Raw genomic sequence first — 17,006 nt, forward strand, 5'->3', positions numbered from 1 at the left:
GGCGCTGCTTTTCACAACAGGGCGGCGCAAGGCCGCCCTCCCACCAATCGCTTCAATCGCTTTGCCAACTGCCGGAAATCAGGATGGGACCTTTTGGCCGACCTCGAAGTTGGCCTGGATTTCCAGCGCACGCACCAGGCCCGAGTGGTCCCAGCCCGCACCACCGTGGGCGACGCAGCTGTTGAACAGCTCCTGGGCCTGGGCCGTGTTGGGCAGGGAGACGCCGAGCTGGCGCGCGCTGCTCAGGGCCAGGTTCAGGTCCTTCTGGTGCAGCGCGATGCGGAAGCCCGGATCGAAGGTGCGCTTGATCATGCGCTCGGCATGCACTTCCAGGATCTTGGACGAGGCGAAGCCGCCCAGCAGCGCCTCGCGCACGCGGGCCGGATCGGCGCCGGCGCGCGATGCGAACAGCAGGGCCTCGGCCACGGCCTCGATGTTCAGCGCCACGATGATCTGGTTGGCCACCTTGGCGGTCTGGCCGTCGCCGTTGCCGCCCACCAGGGTGATGTTCTTGCCCATGCGCTCGAACAGGGGCTTGACGCGGGCGAACACGTCCTCGGGGCCACCGACCATGATGGACAGCGTGGCGTTCTTGGCGCCCACCTCGCCGCCGGAGACCGGCGCGTCCAGGTACTGGGCGCCGATGGCCTCGATGCGGCGCGCGAAGTCCTTGGTGGCCACGGGCGAGATGGAGCTCATGTCCACCACCACCTTGCCGCTGCTGCCCTTGAGGCCCGCCGCCACGCCGTCTTCACCGAACAGCACCTTCTCGACATCGGGCGTGTCGGGCAGCATCAGGAAGATGATGTCGGCGCGCTCGGCCACGCCGCGCGCCGTGGTGCACTGGGTGGCGCTGGATTCGGCGATCTGCGCGGGGATCTTGCCCAGGGTGTTGACGAACAGCTGGTGGCCGGCCGACAGCAGATGGCCCGCCATGGGCGCGCCCATGATGCCGAGGCCGACGAAACCGAGCTTGAGAGAGGATGCATTCATGCTGTGTACTCCTTGTCGTTTTTGGAAATTTCGGGAAATCTGAAAAAGGTCGGTACCCGCTCAGGCCGCGACGGCGGCATGCGCCTCGATCCAGCCCAGGCCCGATTCGGTATCGCGCGCGGGCTTGTACTCGCAGCCCACCCAGCCCTGGTAGCCGATGCGGTCCAGGTGCGCGAACAGGAAGGGGTAGTTGATCTCGCCCGTGCCGGGTTCGTTGCGGCCCGGGTTGTCGGCCAGCTGCACGTGGCCGATGCGCGCCAGGTGCTTTTGCAGCGTGGCCGCCAGTTCGCCCTCGGTGCGCTGGGCGTGGTAGATGTCGTACTGCACGAAGGCATTGGGCGCGCCCACCTCGTCGAGGATGGACAGGGCCTCGTCCGTGCGGTTCAGGTAGAAGCCGGGGATGTCGAAGGGATTGATGGGCTCGATCAGCAGGCGCAGATTGGCGGCGCTCAGCGCGGCGGCGGCAAAGCGCAGGTTCTCGACGAAGGTACGGCGCAGCGTGGCGGCATCGACGCCGGCCGGCGCCTTGCCGGCCAGGCAGTTGAGCTGGGGCACGCCCAGCGCGTGGGCATAGGTCACGGCCTTGGCCACGCCGGCGCGAAATTCATCGACACGGTCCGGATGGCAGGCGATGCCGCGCTCACCCGCATCCCAGTCGCCCGCGGGCAGGTTGTGCAGCACGATCTGCAGGCCATGGGCGTCGATGCGCTCCTTGATCTCCCGGGCCGTGTGGGCGTAGGGAAACAGGAACTCCACGGCCTCGAAGCCGGCGCGGGCCGCGCGCTCGAAGCGGTCGAGAAAGGGCACCTCGGTGAACAGCATGCTGAGGTTGGCAGCGAAACGGGGCATGTCAAAAGTCTCCGGTCATCGTTTGGTGGGTGGCGGCAGGGCACGCAAAGCGCCCCGCCGGTAAAAATGCCCAAGGGGCAATGGAAATCGCCCCCCCGAGTGCTTGCACCGCCCGCAATGCAGGCATTGGCGCAGCGCCAGCCAGGGATGCCAAGCAAGGGCCGCCCCGCAGCGATGGCATCGTCCCCCTCCGAAGAGAGGGGGAAGCGGCGCAGCCGCTCAGGGGGTGTCTTGCTTCAGTCCAGCAGGGCCAGTGCGCTGGGCACGTCGGCCGGCGTGGCCGCCAGGTCCTCGAACTCGACGATGTTGTCGATCTCGGCCCCCATGGAGATGTTGGTCACGCGCTCCAGGATGACCTCGACGACCACGGGCGTGCGGTGCTCGGCCATCCAGGCTTCGGCCTGCTGCATGGCGGGTGCGAAGTCCTCCGGACGGTGCACGCGGATCGCCTTGCAGCCGAGGCCCTCGACCACCTTGACGTGGTCCACGCCGTAGCCCTTGGACTCTTCCTTGTCGTCGACATTGATGTTGTCGAAGGCCAGCTGCACGCAGTAGTCGATGGAGAAGGCGCGCTGCGCCTGGCGGATCAGGCCCAGGTAGCTGTTGTTGACCAGCACGTGGATGTAGGGCAGCTTGAACTGCGCGCCCACGGCCAGCTCCTCGATCATGAACTGGAAGTCGTAGTCGCCCGACAGCGCCACGATCTTGCGCGCCGGATCGGCCACGCGCACGCCCAGGGCGGCAGGCACGGTCCACCCCAGCGGGCCCGCCTGGCCGCAGTTGATCCAGTGGCGCGGCTTGTAGACATGCAGGAACTGGGCGCCGGCGATCTGGGACAGGCCGATGGTGGAGACATAGCAGGTGTCCTTGTCCAGGCTGCGGTTCATGCACTGGTAGACGCGCTGCGGCTTCATCGGCACGTTGTCGAAGTGGGTCTTGCGCAGGAACTCCACACTGTTCTTGCGACCCTGGCACTCGGCCACCCAGCCGCTGCGGTCCTTCAGGCGGCCCGCGGCCTTCCACTCGCGCGCCACCTCGACGAAGAGCTGCAGCGCGGCGCCGGCGTCCGAGACGATGCCGAAGTCAGGCGCGAACACGCGGCCGATCTGCGTGGGCTCGATGTCCACGTGCACGAACTTGCGGCCCTTGGTGTAGACCTCGACCGAGCCCGTGTGGCGGTTGGCCCAGCGGTTGCCGATGCCCAGCACGAAATCGGAAGCCAGCATGGTGGCGTTGCCGTAGCGGTGGCTGGTCTGCAGGCCGCACATGCCGGCCATCAGCGGATGGTCGTCGGCAATCGTGCCCCAGCCCATCAGCGTGGGGATCACGGGCACGTTGAGCAGCTCGGCCAGCTCGACCAGCAGCTCGGAGGCATCGGCATTGATCACGCCGCCGCCCGACACCAGCAGCGGGCGCTCGGACTCGTTGAGCATGGCGATGGCCTTCTCGGCCTGCTTGCGCGTGGCCGCCGGCTTGTAGACCGGCAGGGGTTCGTAGGTATCGATGTCGAACTCGATCTCGGCCAATTGCACGTCGATGGGCAGGTCGATCAGCACCGGGCCGGGGCGGCCCGAGCGCATCAGGTGGAAGGCCTGCTGGAAGGCGCGCGGCACCTGGGCCGGCTCCAGCACGGTGGTGGCCCACTTGGTCACGGTCTTGGCGATGGAGGCGATGTCCACGGCCTGGAAATCCTCCTTGTGCAGGCGCGAGCGCGGCGCCTGGCCGGTGATGCAGAGAATCGGAATCGAATCCGCGCTGGCCGAGTACAGGCCCGTGATCATGTCCGTGCCGGCCGGTCCGCTGGTGCCTATGCACACGCCGATGTTGCCGGCCACGGCGCGGGTGTAGCCCTCGGCCATGTGGCTTGCGCCCTCGACGTGGCGCGCCAGGATGTGGCCGATGCCGCCATGGTCCTTGAGCGCTGCGTACAGCGGGTTGATGGCGGCACCGGGAACGCCGAATGCGACGGTCACGCCTTCCTTTTCCAGCACGCGGACTGCGGCTTCGATTGCTTTCATTCTTGCCATGGGTGGTCTCCTTCGAACTGGAGTCAACTCTAGGCAGAGCAGGCCCTTGGCGGAACGCCTGCGCAGACCATAAAATTTATTCCACCAAGGAATAGATACGACCGGACAGGAGACAGAAGCCATGGACAGACTCGATGCCATGCACATGTTCGTGCGCGTGGTGGAGACCGGCAGCTTCACCAAGGTGGCGCATGAATTCGCCACCACGCAGCCCACGGTGACCAAGCAGGTCGCGGCCATGGAAGCGCGCCTGAAGGTGCGCCTGCTCAACCGCAACACGCGCGGCGTGAGCCTGACCGAAGCGGGCGCGCTGTACTACGAGAAATGCAAGACCATCGTCAACGACGTGGCCGAGGCCGAGAGCGTCGTCCAGGTGCGTCAGACCCAGGTGCAGGGCCAGCTGCGCATCGGCAGCTCGGTGGCTTTCGGCCGGCGCGTGCTGGTCCCGCTGGCGCTGGAGTTCATGAAGCACAACCCGCAGGTGCAGGTGGACCTGAGCTTCGAGGACCGCTACACCGACCTGGTGGCCAACGGCATCGACGTGGCCCTGCGCCTGGGCAAGCTGGCCGACTCCAGCCTGGGCGCCCGCGCCCTGGGCGTCAATCCCTGGGTGCTGGTGGCCTCGCCCAGCTACCTGCGCAAGCGCGGCACGCCACGCCGCCCCTCGGACCTCAAGGAACACGCCACGCTGATCTACAGCAGCGTGCAGGGCAACGACCTCTGGCGCCTGCGCAACGCCAGCGGCGAGCCCGTGTCCGTGCCCGTCACGGGCCGGCTGCGCTCCAACAACCTCTCGGCCCTGCTGGCCGCCTCGCGCTCGCACATGGGCATCGCCGCCCTGCCCCGCTATGTGGCCCACGACTCATTGCAGGCCGGCCGCGTGGTCGAGGTGCTCAAGACCTGCCGCCTGCCCGAGCAGGAAATCCACGCCGTCTACCCCTCGCCACGCCTGGTGCCGCAGAAGGTGCAGTCCTTCATCGCCTTCTTGCAGGGCAAGTTCGACAACGACTGGTGGGAGACGCTGCCGCGCGGGGCGTGAGGCAAAAACAGAAGGCCGAGCGCAGCGATGGCACGTGCCACCTCCCCTTATGGCACGGCGCAGGTTGCCCCAGCGCGCAGCGCTGGGGTCGTGGCCATCAGGGCGCGCTTCTTTGCTTACTTTCTTGCCGCGCGGCAAGAAAGTAAGTCGGCCGCCGGGCCGAGACCCGGCCTCGAAAAACAACCACCCGGCAGGAGCCAAAAACTACAACACCAGAATCGCCCGGAAGTCGTTCACGTTCGTGTGCGTAGGCCCGGTCACCACCAGATCCCCCAACGCATCAAAGAACCCATAGGCATCATTGCGATCCAGATACTCGGCAATCCGCATGCCCTGAGCCTGCGCCCGCTCCAGGGTATCGGGCGACACGCGCGCCCCCGCGTTGTCCTCCACGCCGTCGATGCCGTCGGTGTCGGCCGCCAGCGCCCAGACCTTGCCCTGCCCTTGCAGGGCCTGCGCCAGCCCCATGCAGAACTCGCCCGCGCGCCCGCCGCGCCCCTTGGGCGTGCCGGCCGGGCGCTGGCGGATGGTGACCGTGGTCTCGCCCCCGGACAGGATCACGCAGGGCCGCGCAAAGGGCTGGCCATGGCGCGCCACGGCACGGGCCAGGGCCGCATGGACCTTGCCCACCTCGCGCGACTCGCCCTCGATCTCGTCGGACAGCACATGGGCACGCAGGCCCGCCGCCTCGGCCACGCGCGCGGCCGCTTCCAGCGATTGCCGGGGCGTGGCGATCATGTGGACCTCGTGGCCCGCGAAGCGCGCGTCGCCAGGCTTGGGCGTCTCCAGTTCGCCGGCCTCCAGGGCGCGGCGCACGGATTCAGGGATGTCGATGCGGTAGCGCGCGAGGATGGCCAGCGCATCGGCGCAGCTGCTGGCATCCGGCACCGTGGGACCGCTGGCGATGACGGAAGGATCGTCGCCCGGCACATCGCTGATGGTCAGCGTGACCACGCGCGCAGGCGCGCAGGCCGCACCCAGGCGCCCGCCCTTGATGCGCGACAGGTGCTTGCGCACGCAGTTCATCTCGCCGATGGCCGCGCCGCTTTCCAGCAGGGCGCGGTTGATGCGCTGCTTTTCCTCCAGGTCGATGCCTTCGGCCGGCAGGGTCAGCAGGGCCGAGCCGCCACCCGAGATCAGGCACAGCACGAGGTCGTCCTCGGTCAGCCCCTCGGTCAGCGCCAGGATGCGCTCGGCGGCGGCCAGGCCTGCGGCATCGGGCACGGGGTGGGCCGCTTCGACCACCTCGATGCGCTGCGCCAGGCCCTCGGGGCGCGGCGGGATGTGGTGGTAGCGCGTGACCACGAGGCCGGACAGCGGCGCGTCCGCTGGCCACAGCGCCTCCAACGCCTGGGCCATGGAGCCGCCGGCCTTGCCCGCGCCCAGCACCAGGGTGCGGCCCTTGGGAGGCTTTGGCAGGCATTGGGCCATGCTGTACAGGGGCTGCGCATCCTTGACCGCAGCGCGGTAGAGGTCGAGCAGAAAGGCTTGGGGATCGGTGAGGTGCAGGTCCGTGGTGCTGGTCATGGTGTGTTGTCTCCGCCGGGCATTATGGAATTTCCTGCACCGGCGGTGGCATGCGGTCAAGTCACAACTGATTCGCCCGGCCTCGTTCCTCGCGCCAACTCCACTCAATCCAGGGCCACCTTGGAGTCCTTCACCAGCCTGGCGAAGCGGTCGGTGTCGTCGCGGATCTGGCGCGCCATCTGCTCGGGCGATCCGCCGATGGGCTCGGCGCCTATCTCCTCCATCTTCCTGCGGAACTGCGGCGACTCGATGATGCGGTTCATGTCCGCACCCAGCCGCGCCAGCACCTGCCTGGGCGTGGCGGCCGGCGCCAGCACGCCGAACCAGGTGCCCATGTCGAAGCCCTTGAGGCCGGCCTCGTCCAGCGTGGGCACGTCGGGCAGGGCCACGGAGCGCCTGGCCGTGGTCACGGCCAGCGCGCGCAGCTTGCCGGCCTTGATGTGGGGCAGCACGGGCGTCACGGTATCGAAGGACATGGCGATCTGCCCGCCCAGCAGGTCCGTGGTCAGCGGACCACTGCCTTTGTACGGTATATGCAGCAGTTCCACGCCGCCCAGGGCCTCGAATTGCGCGCCGATCAGGTGCTGGCCCGTGCCGGCGCCGTTGGAGCCATAGGTCAGCTTGCCGGGCTGTGCCCGCGCCTGGGCCAGCAGCTCCTGCACGGTCTTGGCCGGCTGCTGGGGGTTGACCACCAGCACGTTGGGCACCACGGCGACCACGGTGATGGGCGCCAGGTCCTTCTGGAAGTCATAGCCCAGCCTGCGGTACACGCTGGTGGCGATGGTGTGGTGCACGGCGCCCATGAGCAGGGTGTAGCCATCGGGTTTGGCCTTGGCCACATGGTCGGCGCCCAGGGTGGCGCCCGCGCCCGGGCGGTTTTCCACGACCACGGGCTGGCCCAGGCTTTTGGACAGCTCCTGGCCCAGGGCACGCGCCAGCACGTCGGTGGTGCCGCCTGCGGGGAACGGCACGATGAGGTTGACGGGGCGCGCCGGCCAGGCCTGGGCCCATGCGGCGGGGATGGTGGCGGCGGCCAGCGCGCATGCGGCGGCGGCTTTGGTGATGCACTTCATGGCTTGTCTCCTGTCTGTTCTGTTGTTTGTTATCGGACCATGCAGCGCACGCTCAGGCAGGCACAGGCTCGGCCACCGGTGCGCGCAGCCGGGCGCAGACCGCATCGGTCACCTGCTGCGTGGTCGCCTTGCCACCCAGGTCGCGCGTGTGCAGCGCGCCATCGGCGGTGACCTGCTCCACCGCCTGCATCAGGCGTTGCGCGGCGCGCTGCTCGCCCAGGTGCTCCAGCAGCATCACGCAGCTCCAGAAGGTGCCGACCGGATTGGCCAGGCCCTGGCCCATGATGTCGAAGGCCGAGCCGTGGATGGGCTCGAACATGCTGGGGTAGCGGCGCTCGGGGTCGATGTTGCCCGTGGGCGCGATGCCCAGGCTGCCGGCCAGTGCGGCGGCCAGGTCGCTGAGGATGTCGGCATGCAGGTTGGTGGCGACGATGGTGTCCAGCGTGGCGGGCCGGTTGACCATGCGCGCCGTGGCCGCGTCCACCAGTTCCTTGTCCCAGCGCACGTCGGGGAACTCGGCGGCCACCTGCACGGCGATCTCGTCCCACATCACCATGGCGTGGCGCTGGGCATTGGACTTGGTGATCACCGTCAGCAGCTTGCGCGGCCGCGATTGCGCCAGGCGAAAGGCGAAGCGCATGATGCGCTCCACGCCCGCGCGGGTCATCATGCTCACGTCGGTGGCGACCTCGATGGGATGGCCCTGGTGGGCGCGGCCGCCCACGCCCGCGTATTCGCCTTCGGAGTTCTCGCGCACGATGACCCAGTCCAGGTCCCGGGGCGTGCAGCGCTTGAGCGGCGCATCGATGCCGGGCAGGATGCGCGTGGGACGCACATTGGCGTACTGGTCGAACCCCTGGCAGATCTTCAGCCGCAGGCCCCACAGCGTCACATGGTCGGGAATGTGCGGATCGCCGGCCGAGCCGAACAGGATGGCGTCCTTGTCGCGCAGCGCGTCCAGGCCGTCGGCGGGCATCATCTCGCCATGGGCGCGGTACCAGTCGCCGCCCCAGCCGTAGCTGGTGAAGTCGAAGCCCAGGTCGGGCTGGGTATCGGCCAGCGCCTGCAAGACGGTCTGCCCCGCAGGCACCACTTCCTTGCCGATGCCATCGCCGGGGATGCAGGCGATGCGATAGGTCTTGCTCATGTACGGACTCCTTGGATGGTTGTATGGAAGGCAGGCCATGCAGACACATGGCCCTGTCCGTGAATCTATCGATGGAACCCCGTGCGGAACGCCTCTAAAGTGATGGCATTGTTCACTTTGGTTCAACAATGAGCACACCTGCCTCGGCGCCATCGGAGATGGCTTTCTTCAGCCTGCTGGCGCGCTGCGCCAGCCTGTCGGCCACGGCCCGTGAGCTGGGCATCACCACCCCGGCGGCCAGCCGGCGCCTGTCCCAGCTGGAGGCGCGGCTGGGCGTGCAACTGGTCAGCCGCACCACGCGGCGCCTGGGCCTGACCGAGGAAGGCCAGACCTACCTGGCGCATGCCCGGCGCATCCTGGGCGAGATCGAGGCCATGGAGCAGGCCGTGTCCGGCCTGCGCACCGACCCGCAGGGCCTGCTGCGCGTCAATGCCACGCTGGGCTTCGGGCGCAGCCACATCGCGCCGCTGATCACCAGCTTCGTGCGCCGGCATCCGCAGATCCAGGTGCAGCTGCAGCTGTCGGCCTCGCCCCCGGCCCTGGTGGACGACAGCTTCGACCTGTGCATCCGCTTCGGCGAGCCGCCCGATGCGCGCGTCATCGCCAGGCGCCTGGCGCCCAACCGGCGCCTGCTGTGTGCCGCCCCCACCTACCTGGCGCGGCATGGAACGCCGGCCACGCCCGGGGAACTCTCGCGGCATGACTGCATCGATATCCGCCAGGGTGATGAGGCCCATGGCATCTGGCGCTTCAGCCGTGGCCGCAAGGCCGAAGCCATCCGCCTGCGCGACAGCCTGAGCACCAACGACGGCGAGATCGCCGTCAGCTGGGCGCTGGCGGGCCTGGGCATCGTCATGCGTGCCGAATGGGACATCGCGCGCTACCTGCGTAGCGGCCGCCTGGTGCAGGTGCTGGCCGACTACGCCACGCCGCCGGCCGACATCCACGTGGTCTATCCGCAGCGCCATGTGGCCACCCGCCGCGTGCAGGCCTTCGTGGAGCACCTGGCCCAGCATTTCGACGGCGCATCGCCGAAATTCTGAGTGCCGTATGCGGGGAAACTCCAATGAACCAGTAGACAGAAACTGTATACAACTCTTGTGGGCAGCCGCTATGATGGCTGCATGGAGACTTCCACCACCAGTTTCATTGTCGAGAGCCTGACCCGGGCCATCGTCGAACACCGCCTGCTGCCCGGCACCAAGCTGGCCGAGCAAAAGCTGGCCGACCATTTCGGCGTCTCGCGCACCCTGGTGCGCCAGGCGCTGTTCCAGCTGTCGCAAAACCGCCTGATCCGGCTCGAGCCCGCGCGTGGGGCTTTCGTGGCCACGCCCTCGGTGGACGAGGCGCGCCAGGTCTTCGCCGTGCGCCGCATGCTCGAAGCCGAGATGGTGCGCGCCTTCATCGCCCAGAGCACGCCGGCCAAGATCCGCGCGCTCAGGCAGCACGTCGCGGCCGAGAAAAAGGCCATGGACGGCAACGATGTCGGCCAGCGCACCGAGCTGCTCGGAGACTTTCACGTGCGCATGGCCGAGCTCATGGGCAACGAGGTCCTGGCCCAGTTGCTGGGCGAGCTGATCTCGCGCTGCGCGCTGATCACGCTGATGTACCAGTCCAGCACCGCCGCCGAGCACTCGCATGAAGAGCACTCCGAGATCGTGTCGGCCCTGGCCGGCGGCGACGCCGACCACGCCGTGCAGCTCATGCAGCAGCACCTGGACCACGTGGAGGCCGGCCTGACCTTCGACCGCGACATGCCGACCAGCGACCTTTCGATGGCTCTTTCTTCCGTATCCGCATGACTTACGACGCCACAGCCCCCTATCCCCGCGACCTGATCGGCTACGGTCGCACGCCCCCGCACGCCCGCTGGCCCGGACAGGCCCGCGTGGCCGTGCAGTTCGTGCTCAACTACGAAGAGGGCGGCGAGAACTGCGTGCTGCACGGCGATGCCGCCAGCGAGCAGTTCCTCTCCGAGATGTTCAATCCGGCCGCCTATCCCGAGCGCCACATGAGCATGGAGGGCATCTATGAATACGGCTCGCGTGCCGGCGTCTGGCGCATCCTGCGCGAGTTCGAGAAGCGCGGCCTGCCGCTGACCGTGTTCGGCGTGGCCACGGCGCTGCAAAAGCACCGCGAACTGGCCCAGGCCTTCGCCGAGCTGGGCCATGAAGTGGCCTGCCACGGCCTCAAGTGGATCCACTACCAGAACATTCCCGCCGATGTGGAGCGCGCCCACATGCAGCAGTGCATGGAGATCTTCGGCGAGCTGTACGGCCACGACGGCGACCATGGCCTGGGCTGGTACACGGGCCGCGACAGCCCCAACACCCACCGCCTGGTGGCCGACGACGGCCGCTTCACCTACGACAGCGACTACTACGGCGACGACCTGCCCTTCTGGATGAAGGTGCAAAAGAGCGACGGCGGCACGCACAGCCAGCTCATCGTGCCCTATACGCTGGACTGCAACGACATGCGCTTCGCCCTGCCCCAGGGCTACTCGCACGCCGACCCGTTCTTCCAGTACCTGAAGGACACGTTCGACGCCCTCTACGCCGAGGGCGATCCGGCAGGCGACGACGCCCCCAAGATGATGAGCATAGGCATGCACTGCCGCCTGCTGGGCCGTCCCGGGCGCATCACGGCGCTGCAGCGCTTTCTGGACCACATCCAGCAGCATGACAAGGTCTGGGTCTGCCGCCGCATCGACCTCGCGCGCCACTGGGCACACAACCACCCCGACAAGGAATGACGAGCATGGCTCTGACGCTGGAACAATTGAATGGAGCCGACCTGGCCACCGCCACCGGTCTGCTGGACGGCCTGTACGAGCACTCTCCCTGGATCGCCGAAGCCGCGCTGGCCCGACGCCCCTTCCGCTCGCTGGCCCAGATCAAGTACGCCATGGCCCAGGTGCTGGACAAGGCGCCCGTGCAGGCCAAGCTCGACCTGATCCGCGCCCACCCGGAGCTGGCCGGCAAGGCCATGGAGACGAACACGCTCACGGCCGAATCGACCAATGAGCAGAACAAGGCCGGCCTGACACGCTGCACGCCCGAGGAGCTGGAGCACATCCGCAAGCTCAACGCCGAATACGGCAAGCGCTTCGGCTTCCCCTTCATCCTGGCCGTGCGCGGCCCGCGCGGCACCGGCCTGGCCAAGGCCGAGATCATCGAGACCTTCGAGCGCCGCCTGCACAACCACCCCGACTTCGAGCTGGGCGAGGCGCTGCGCAACATCCACCGCATCGCCGAGATCCGCCTGAACGACAAGTTCGGCTACACGCCCGAGCTGGGCAACGATGTCTGGGACTGGCAGGAAAAGCTGGCCCAGCACAGCGACCCCGGCTATGCCGAAAAGGGCCAGCTCACCGTCACCTACCTGACCGATGCCCACCGCGCCTGCGCCCAGCGCATCAGCCACTGGATGCGCGACTGCGGCTTCGACGAGGTCGAGATCGACGCCGTGGGCAACGTCGTGGGCCGCTACAAGGCGGCCACCGACGATGCCAAGACCCTGCTGACCGGCAGCCACTACGACACCGTGCGCAACGGCGGCAAGTACGACGGCCGCCTGGGCATCTTCGTGCCCATGGCCTGCGTGCGCGAGCTGCACCGCCAGGGCAGGCGCCTGCCGTTCCACATCGAGGTCGTGGGCTTTTCCGAAGAGGAAGGCCAGCGCTACAAGGCCACCTTCCTGGGCTCGGGCGCACTGATCGGCGACTTCAAGCAGGAGTGGCTGGAGCAAAAGGACGCCGACGGCATCACCCTGCGCGAGGCCATGCAGCACGCCGGTCTGTGCATAGACGACATCCCCAAACTGCAGCGCGATCCGGCCCGCTACCTGGGCTTCATCGAGGTGCACATCGAACAGGGCCCCGTGCTCAACGAGCTGGACATCCCGCTGGGCATCGTCACCTCGATCAACGGCAGCGCGCGCTACATCTGCGAGATGATCGGCATGGCCAGCCATGCAGGCACCACGCCCATGGACCGCCGCCGCGACGCCGCCGCCGGCGTGGCCGAGCTGTCGCTGTACATCGAAAAGCGCGCCGCGCGCGACGGCACCTCGGTGGCCACCATGGGCCAGCTCCACGTGCCCAGCGGCTCGGTCAACGTCGTGCCCGGCCGCTGCCAGTTCAGCCTGGACCTGCGCGCGCCCACCAACGAGCAGCGCGACGCCATGGTGACCGACATCCTGGCCGAGCTGGACGCCATCGCCCAGCGCCGCGGCCTGCGCTACACCACCGAGCTGGCCATGAAGGCCGCCGCCGCGCCCAGCGCGCCCGAATGGCAAAAGCGCTGGGAAACCGCCGTGGACGCCCTGGGAGTGCCTTTGTTCCGCATGCCCAGCGGCGCCGGCCACGATGCCATGAAGATCCACGAAATCATGCCCCAGGCCATGCTGTTCGTGCGCGGGCTGAACGCCGGCATCAGCCACAACCCGCTGGAAAGCTCCACTGCCGACGACATGCAGCTGTCCGTCGACGCCTTCTCCCACGTACTGAACCAGCTGGCCCAAGAGCAGCAATGACCCCTATGAACCAAGACAAGCAAGCCACCTACGCCGCCCTGGACGCCTGGATCGACCAGCATTTCGACGAAGAGGTGCAGTTCCTGCAGGCCATGGTGCAGGTCCCCACCGACACCCCGCCCGGCAACAACGCGCCCCATGCCGAGCGCACGGCCGAGCTGCTCAAGACCTTCGGCTACGAAGCCGAGAAGCACGTGGTACCCGAGACCGAGGTCAAGGCCTACGGCATGGAGACCATCACCAACCTGATCGTGCGCCGTCCCTATGGCAACCCGGGCAGCGGTCGCACCATCGCGCTGAATGCCCACGGCGACGTGGTGCCGCCTGGCGAAGGCTGGAGCAAGGACCCCTACGGAGCCGCCATCGAGGACGGCACGCTCTACGGCCGCGCCGCCGCCGTGAGCAAGAGCGACTTCGCCACCTTCACCTACGCCGTGCGTGCGCTCGAAGCCGTGGCCCGGCCCTCCAAGGGCGCGGTGGAACTGCACTTCACCTATGACGAGGAATTCGGCGGCATCCTGGGCCCCGGCTGGCTGCTGGCCAACAACCTCACCAAGCCCGACCTCATGGTCGCAGCCGGTTTCAGCTACGAAGTCGTCACGGCCCACAACGGCTGCCTGCAGATGGAAGTGACCGTGCAGGGCAAGATGGCCCACGCCGCCGTGCCCCACACGGGCGTGGACGCGCTGCAGGCCGCCGTGGTGCTGATGAACGCGCTGTACGCCGAGAACACAAAGTACCAGCAGGTGACCTCCAAGGTGCCGGGCATCAAGCACCCCTACCTGAACATCGGCCGCATCGAAGGCGGCACCAACACCAACGTGGTGCCCGGCAAGGTCGTGCTCAAGATCGACCGCCGCATGATCCCCGAGGAAAACCCGGCCGAGGTCGAGGCCAGCATCCGCGCCGTCATCGCCCAGGCCATCGCGGACTTCAATGCCAAGGGCGGCTATACGGGCGAGGATGCCGTGCGCGTGGACATCAAGCGCCTGCTGCTGGCCAACGCCATGACGCCCCTGCCCGGCAACCAACCCCTGGTGGACGCCATCCAGACCCACGCCGAGGCCGTCTTCGGCGAAAAGCCCCCGGCCGTGGGCACGCCGCTGTACACCGACGTGCGCCTGTACGTGGAGCGCGGCATCCCCGGCGTGATCTATGGCGCCGGCCCGCGCACCGTGCTGGAATCCCACGCCAAGCGCGCCGACGAGCGCCTGGTGCTGGAAGACCTGCGCCGCGCGACCAAGGTCGTTGCGCGCATGCTGTGCGACTTGACCGCCTGAGGCGATCGCCAGCGGCCCGAGCCTCCGTCGGGCCGCATGCGGAAAAAAGGCAAGGTGCCCGCGCGCCTTGCCTTTTTCCTTCCTGCGCCCCCTGCTTTCAGAAGCTGTAGCGTGCCGACAGGATGAGACCATCCTGGTAGCCCGCATAGCCCAGTTTGTTGGAGGCATAGCGGTAGCGCACGCCCAGCGTGACGCTGGGCGTCGCGGACCAGTCCAGGCCCAGGGCGCCGTTCTGGCCCGTGCGGCTGCCGAGCAGCACCTTGCCGTCGCGCGACATGCGCAGATAGGCGGCCTTGCGGTTCAGCTCGATCTCGTGCCAGTTGCTCAGGGCAAAGGACTCGCCCCCGATCTTGAAGCGGTAGCTGGCCGACCAGCCCAGCATCTGGCCATTGCCGTGCGAGCCGGCCCCGGTCTTGCTTTCCTGGTGCAGGCCGAAGAAGGGCTTGACCCACCAGCCCGCGCCGGCCAGCGTGGTGCTCAGGCCCAGCACGCGGTTCTGGTCGTAGAAGCCGTTGTCGTTGATGCTGTAGACCTGGGCGCGCAGGTTAATGGGCAGGCCGCCGGCCTGCGCCAGCCGGATGTTGCCGATCACCTTGGCCACATAGCGGCGGTCCCGGGTGGGGTTGGCTTCGGCCACGTTGTTCAGCGGGTTCTCGATGTCCAGGTAGCCGTAGACATCGCCCCAGGCCCCGCCCATGCCGCCTTGCAGCTCCACATAGTTGAAATTGCGCTTGCGACCTATGGGCCCCGGCGCGGTGTGGTCCTTGGTGCGCTGGGTCCAGCCGAACGCATTGAAGCTGACATCCTTGAACGCGTAGGCGTCGTTCTGGGCCAGCACCGGAAAGGCGCAGGGCATGGCCAGCGCGCACAGCAGACGGGCGTGTGTTTTCATGGGATCACCTCTTCGTGGGAAAAAGCGGCAAGGAAAGCGGCAGGCCGGCCTCATTCGATGTCGACATAGCTGTCGGGCCGATAGCGCGGCGTGCACAGCGCCAGGAAGACCAGGTCCGCCGGGCCGCTGTTGGTGATGCGCTGGCGGCAGCGCGGCGGGATGATGGCCACGTCGCTGGGCAGCAGCTTGTGCGGGGGAAGGTCGCCGATCTCGACCACGCCTTCGCCGGACAGGATCACGTAGCGCTCGGCCGAGCCGGTGACGAGGTGCCAGCGCGTGGTCACGCCCGGCGCCACCCGCACCAGGGCCACGGACAAGTCCTCGTCATCGGGAGAATTCGACAGCTCGGTGATGAAGCACAGCTCGGCAGTGAAGCGTTCGGGCGTGGTACCACGGGTACGTATGGAGGGTTTCATGGTGATAGGCATGCAGGGGTTGACGAAAGACGGGCGCAGGCATGCCCGCAGCCCGGCAAGGGCTGCGCTGGCAGCATCGGCAAGAGGCAGGGGAATGCGCGCGGCAGGCAGCGCGCCGGGTCTCAGCGCGGCTTGATGCCCGGGTTGAAGGCGTTGGTCGCCATGTCGGACACGGGCACGGTGCGCGGGATCTGCCCCTGCTCCAGATAGAAGCCCATCAGGTCCTCCCAGGGCCTGGCGTCCATCCACAGCAGGCCCTTGGCCCGGGTCTCGGCACTTTGGCTCAGCGGCGTCTGGATCTTCAGTCGCCAGGCCAGCTTGTCGGCGCGCTCGATCTGCTGCGGATAGGCATCGACCAGTTGCACCGTCTCCCGCGGATGCTCGATGGTGAACTGCAGGCCCCGGGCCACGGCCCGCACGACCTTGCGCACCAGCTCGGGCCGCTCGCGCACCAGCGCGCCGCTGGTGAAGAGCACGTCGCCGAAGTGGCGCACGCCGAATTCGGAAAAGCGCACCGCCTTCCAGACCTTGCCCCGGGCGGCCGGAAAACCGTCGGGCCGGGATGTCTCGGTCTCGATCTGGTAGGTCTGGTTGGGCAGCAGGGCCCCGAAGAAGTCGACCTTGCCCACCAGCAGGGGCTCGGGCGTGGCCAGCACCATGTCGACCTTGACCTTGGACATGTCGATGCCGCTGCGCCGGGCCAGCGCCTTGAGATAGATCTCATCGGGCGCCTGTATCCCCACGCGCCGGCCTTCGAAATCCCTGGGCGTGGGCTCGGGATCGCCGGGTTTGCGCAGGGTCAGGTAGGCATAGGGGAACTCCTGCAGCAGCGCACCCACCGCCACCACGTCCACGGGCGAAGGCGCCAGCCGCGCGGACAGGATGGCCGATGAATTGGCGATGCCGAACTGGGCCTGGCCCGCGCCGACGACCGGCACCGGGTTCTTGGCGGGCCCGCCATCGATCAGCGCCAGCTTGAGCCCTTCCTGCGCGAAGTAGCCCTTGGCATCGGCCACCATCAAGGCGGCATATTGCCCGTTGCGCAGCCAGGACAGGGCGATCCGGACCTGTTCGGGGGCCTGCTGGGCCTGCGCGGAAAAGCTGCCTGCCAGCCCCAGGCACAGGGCGGCGATGGCGCGAAAAAACACGGAGGCAGTCATGGTGGACTCCTTGGAATGGGTCGGTGGAATGGGGGAAACCGTGGTGCGCGGCCATGGCCGGCGCAGG

At 67.9% G+C, this 17,006-nt stretch carries 15 protein-coding genes; 6 read left to right on the forward strand and 9 right to left on the reverse strand.

Annotated elements, in window-relative coordinates:
• Positions 1 to 78 precede the first annotated feature (78 nt).
• The 3 genes from glxR to gcl form a co-directional block, all read right to left on the reverse strand.
• Positions 79 to 993 (reverse strand): 2-hydroxy-3-oxopropionate reductase, encoded by a 915-nt coding sequence (gene glxR, locus L1Z78_RS21335; protein WP_234638347.1) that lies wholly within the window; start codon positions 991 to 993, stop codon positions 79 to 81.
• A 60-nt stretch (positions 994 to 1,053) separates the two neighbouring features.
• Positions 1,054 to 1,842, reverse strand: a complete 789-nt coding sequence (gene hyi, locus L1Z78_RS21340) for a hydroxypyruvate isomerase (protein WP_234638348.1) — start codon at positions 1,840 to 1,842, stop codon at positions 1,054 to 1,056.
• 236 nt (positions 1,843 to 2,078) lie between these two features.
• Positions 2,079 to 3,869, reverse strand: a complete 1,791-nt coding sequence (gcl, locus tag L1Z78_RS21345; RefSeq protein ID WP_234638349.1) for a glyoxylate carboligase — start codon at positions 3,867 to 3,869, stop codon at positions 2,079 to 2,081.
• Between the two features lie 121 nt (positions 3,870 to 3,990).
• Here gcl and L1Z78_RS21350 point away from each other — a divergent pair, with 121 nt between their 5' ends.
• Entirely contained in the window at positions 3,991 to 4,908 is a 918-nt protein-coding gene (locus L1Z78_RS21350; RefSeq protein WP_234638350.1) for a LysR family transcriptional regulator, read from the forward strand.
• A 204-nt stretch (positions 4,909 to 5,112) separates the two neighbouring features.
• Here L1Z78_RS21350 and L1Z78_RS21355 read toward each other — a convergent pair whose 3' ends face one another.
• The 3 genes from L1Z78_RS21355 to L1Z78_RS21365 form a co-directional block, all read right to left on the reverse strand.
• Entirely contained in the window at positions 5,113 to 6,435 is a 1,323-nt protein-coding gene (locus L1Z78_RS21355) for a glycerate kinase type-2 family protein (protein WP_234638351.1), read from the reverse strand.
• Positions 6,436 to 6,539: 104 nt separating this feature from the next.
• The gene (locus L1Z78_RS21360; RefSeq protein WP_234638352.1) at positions 6,540 to 7,508 is read right to left on the reverse strand and encodes a tripartite tricarboxylate transporter substrate binding protein; all 969 of its coding nucleotides are present in this window, start codon (positions 7,506 to 7,508) and stop codon (positions 6,540 to 6,542) included.
• Positions 7,509 to 7,560: 52 nt separating this feature from the next.
• Positions 7,561 to 8,655: a tartrate dehydrogenase gene (locus L1Z78_RS21365; protein WP_234638353.1), complete on the reverse strand. Its 1,095-nt coding sequence runs from the start codon at positions 8,653 to 8,655 to the stop codon at positions 7,561 to 7,563.
• A 128-nt stretch (positions 8,656 to 8,783) separates the two neighbouring features.
• Between L1Z78_RS21365 and L1Z78_RS21370 the strand changes: the two genes are divergently transcribed.
• The 5 genes from L1Z78_RS21370 to L1Z78_RS21390 all read left to right on the forward strand — a co-directional run bounded on the left by L1Z78_RS21370 (position 8,784) and on the right by L1Z78_RS21390 (position 14,471).
• A complete protein-coding gene (locus L1Z78_RS21370; RefSeq protein ID WP_234638354.1) occupies positions 8,784 to 9,698 on the forward strand; it encodes a LysR substrate-binding domain-containing protein in 915 nt (304 codons plus the stop codon).
• A gap of 81 nt (positions 9,699 to 9,779) precedes the next feature.
• The gene (locus L1Z78_RS21375) at positions 9,780 to 10,457 is read left to right on the forward strand and encodes a GntR family transcriptional regulator (protein WP_234638355.1); all 678 of its coding nucleotides are present in this window, start codon (positions 9,780 to 9,782) and stop codon (positions 10,455 to 10,457) included.
• Positions 10,454 to 11,410 (forward strand): allantoinase PuuE, encoded by a 957-nt coding sequence (gene puuE, locus L1Z78_RS21380; protein ID WP_234638356.1) that lies wholly within the window; start codon positions 10,454 to 10,456, stop codon positions 11,408 to 11,410. The genes L1Z78_RS21375 and puuE overlap by 4 nt, the downstream gene beginning before the upstream one ends.
• A gap of 5 nt (positions 11,411 to 11,415) precedes the next feature.
• The gene (gene uraD, locus L1Z78_RS21385; protein WP_234638357.1) at positions 11,416 to 13,191 is read left to right on the forward strand and encodes a 2-oxo-4-hydroxy-4-carboxy-5-ureidoimidazoline decarboxylase; all 1,776 of its coding nucleotides are present in this window, start codon (positions 11,416 to 11,418) and stop codon (positions 13,189 to 13,191) included.
• On the forward strand, positions 13,188 to 14,471 hold the full coding sequence (locus tag L1Z78_RS21390) for a M20 family metallopeptidase (protein ID WP_234638358.1): 1,284 nt from the start codon (positions 13,188 to 13,190) through the stop codon (positions 14,469 to 14,471). Before uraD ends, L1Z78_RS21390 begins: the two co-directional genes overlap by 4 nt.
• A gap of 97 nt (positions 14,472 to 14,568) precedes the next feature.
• On the opposite strand, the gene L1Z78_RS21395 is transcribed toward L1Z78_RS21390, so the two are convergent.
• From L1Z78_RS21395 to L1Z78_RS21405, 3 genes are all read right to left on the reverse strand, one after another.
• The gene (locus L1Z78_RS21395) at positions 14,569 to 15,363 is read right to left on the reverse strand and encodes an outer membrane protein OmpK (RefSeq protein ID WP_234638359.1); all 795 of its coding nucleotides are present in this window, start codon (positions 15,361 to 15,363) and stop codon (positions 14,569 to 14,571) included.
• 50 nt (positions 15,364 to 15,413) lie between these two features.
• A complete protein-coding gene (locus L1Z78_RS21400; RefSeq protein WP_234638360.1) occupies positions 15,414 to 15,779 on the reverse strand; it encodes a cupin domain-containing protein in 366 nt (121 codons plus the stop codon).
• A gap of 122 nt (positions 15,780 to 15,901) precedes the next feature.
• Positions 15,902 to 16,939, reverse strand: a complete 1,038-nt coding sequence (locus tag L1Z78_RS21405; protein ID WP_234638361.1) for an ABC transporter substrate-binding protein — start codon at positions 16,937 to 16,939, stop codon at positions 15,902 to 15,904.
• Positions 16,940 to 17,006 lie beyond the last annotated feature (67 nt).

Source organism: Delftia tsuruhatensis, from assembly GCF_903815225.1.
Classification (GTDB): Bacteria; Pseudomonadota; Gammaproteobacteria; order Burkholderiales; family Burkholderiaceae_C; genus Comamonas; species Comamonas tsuruhatensis_A.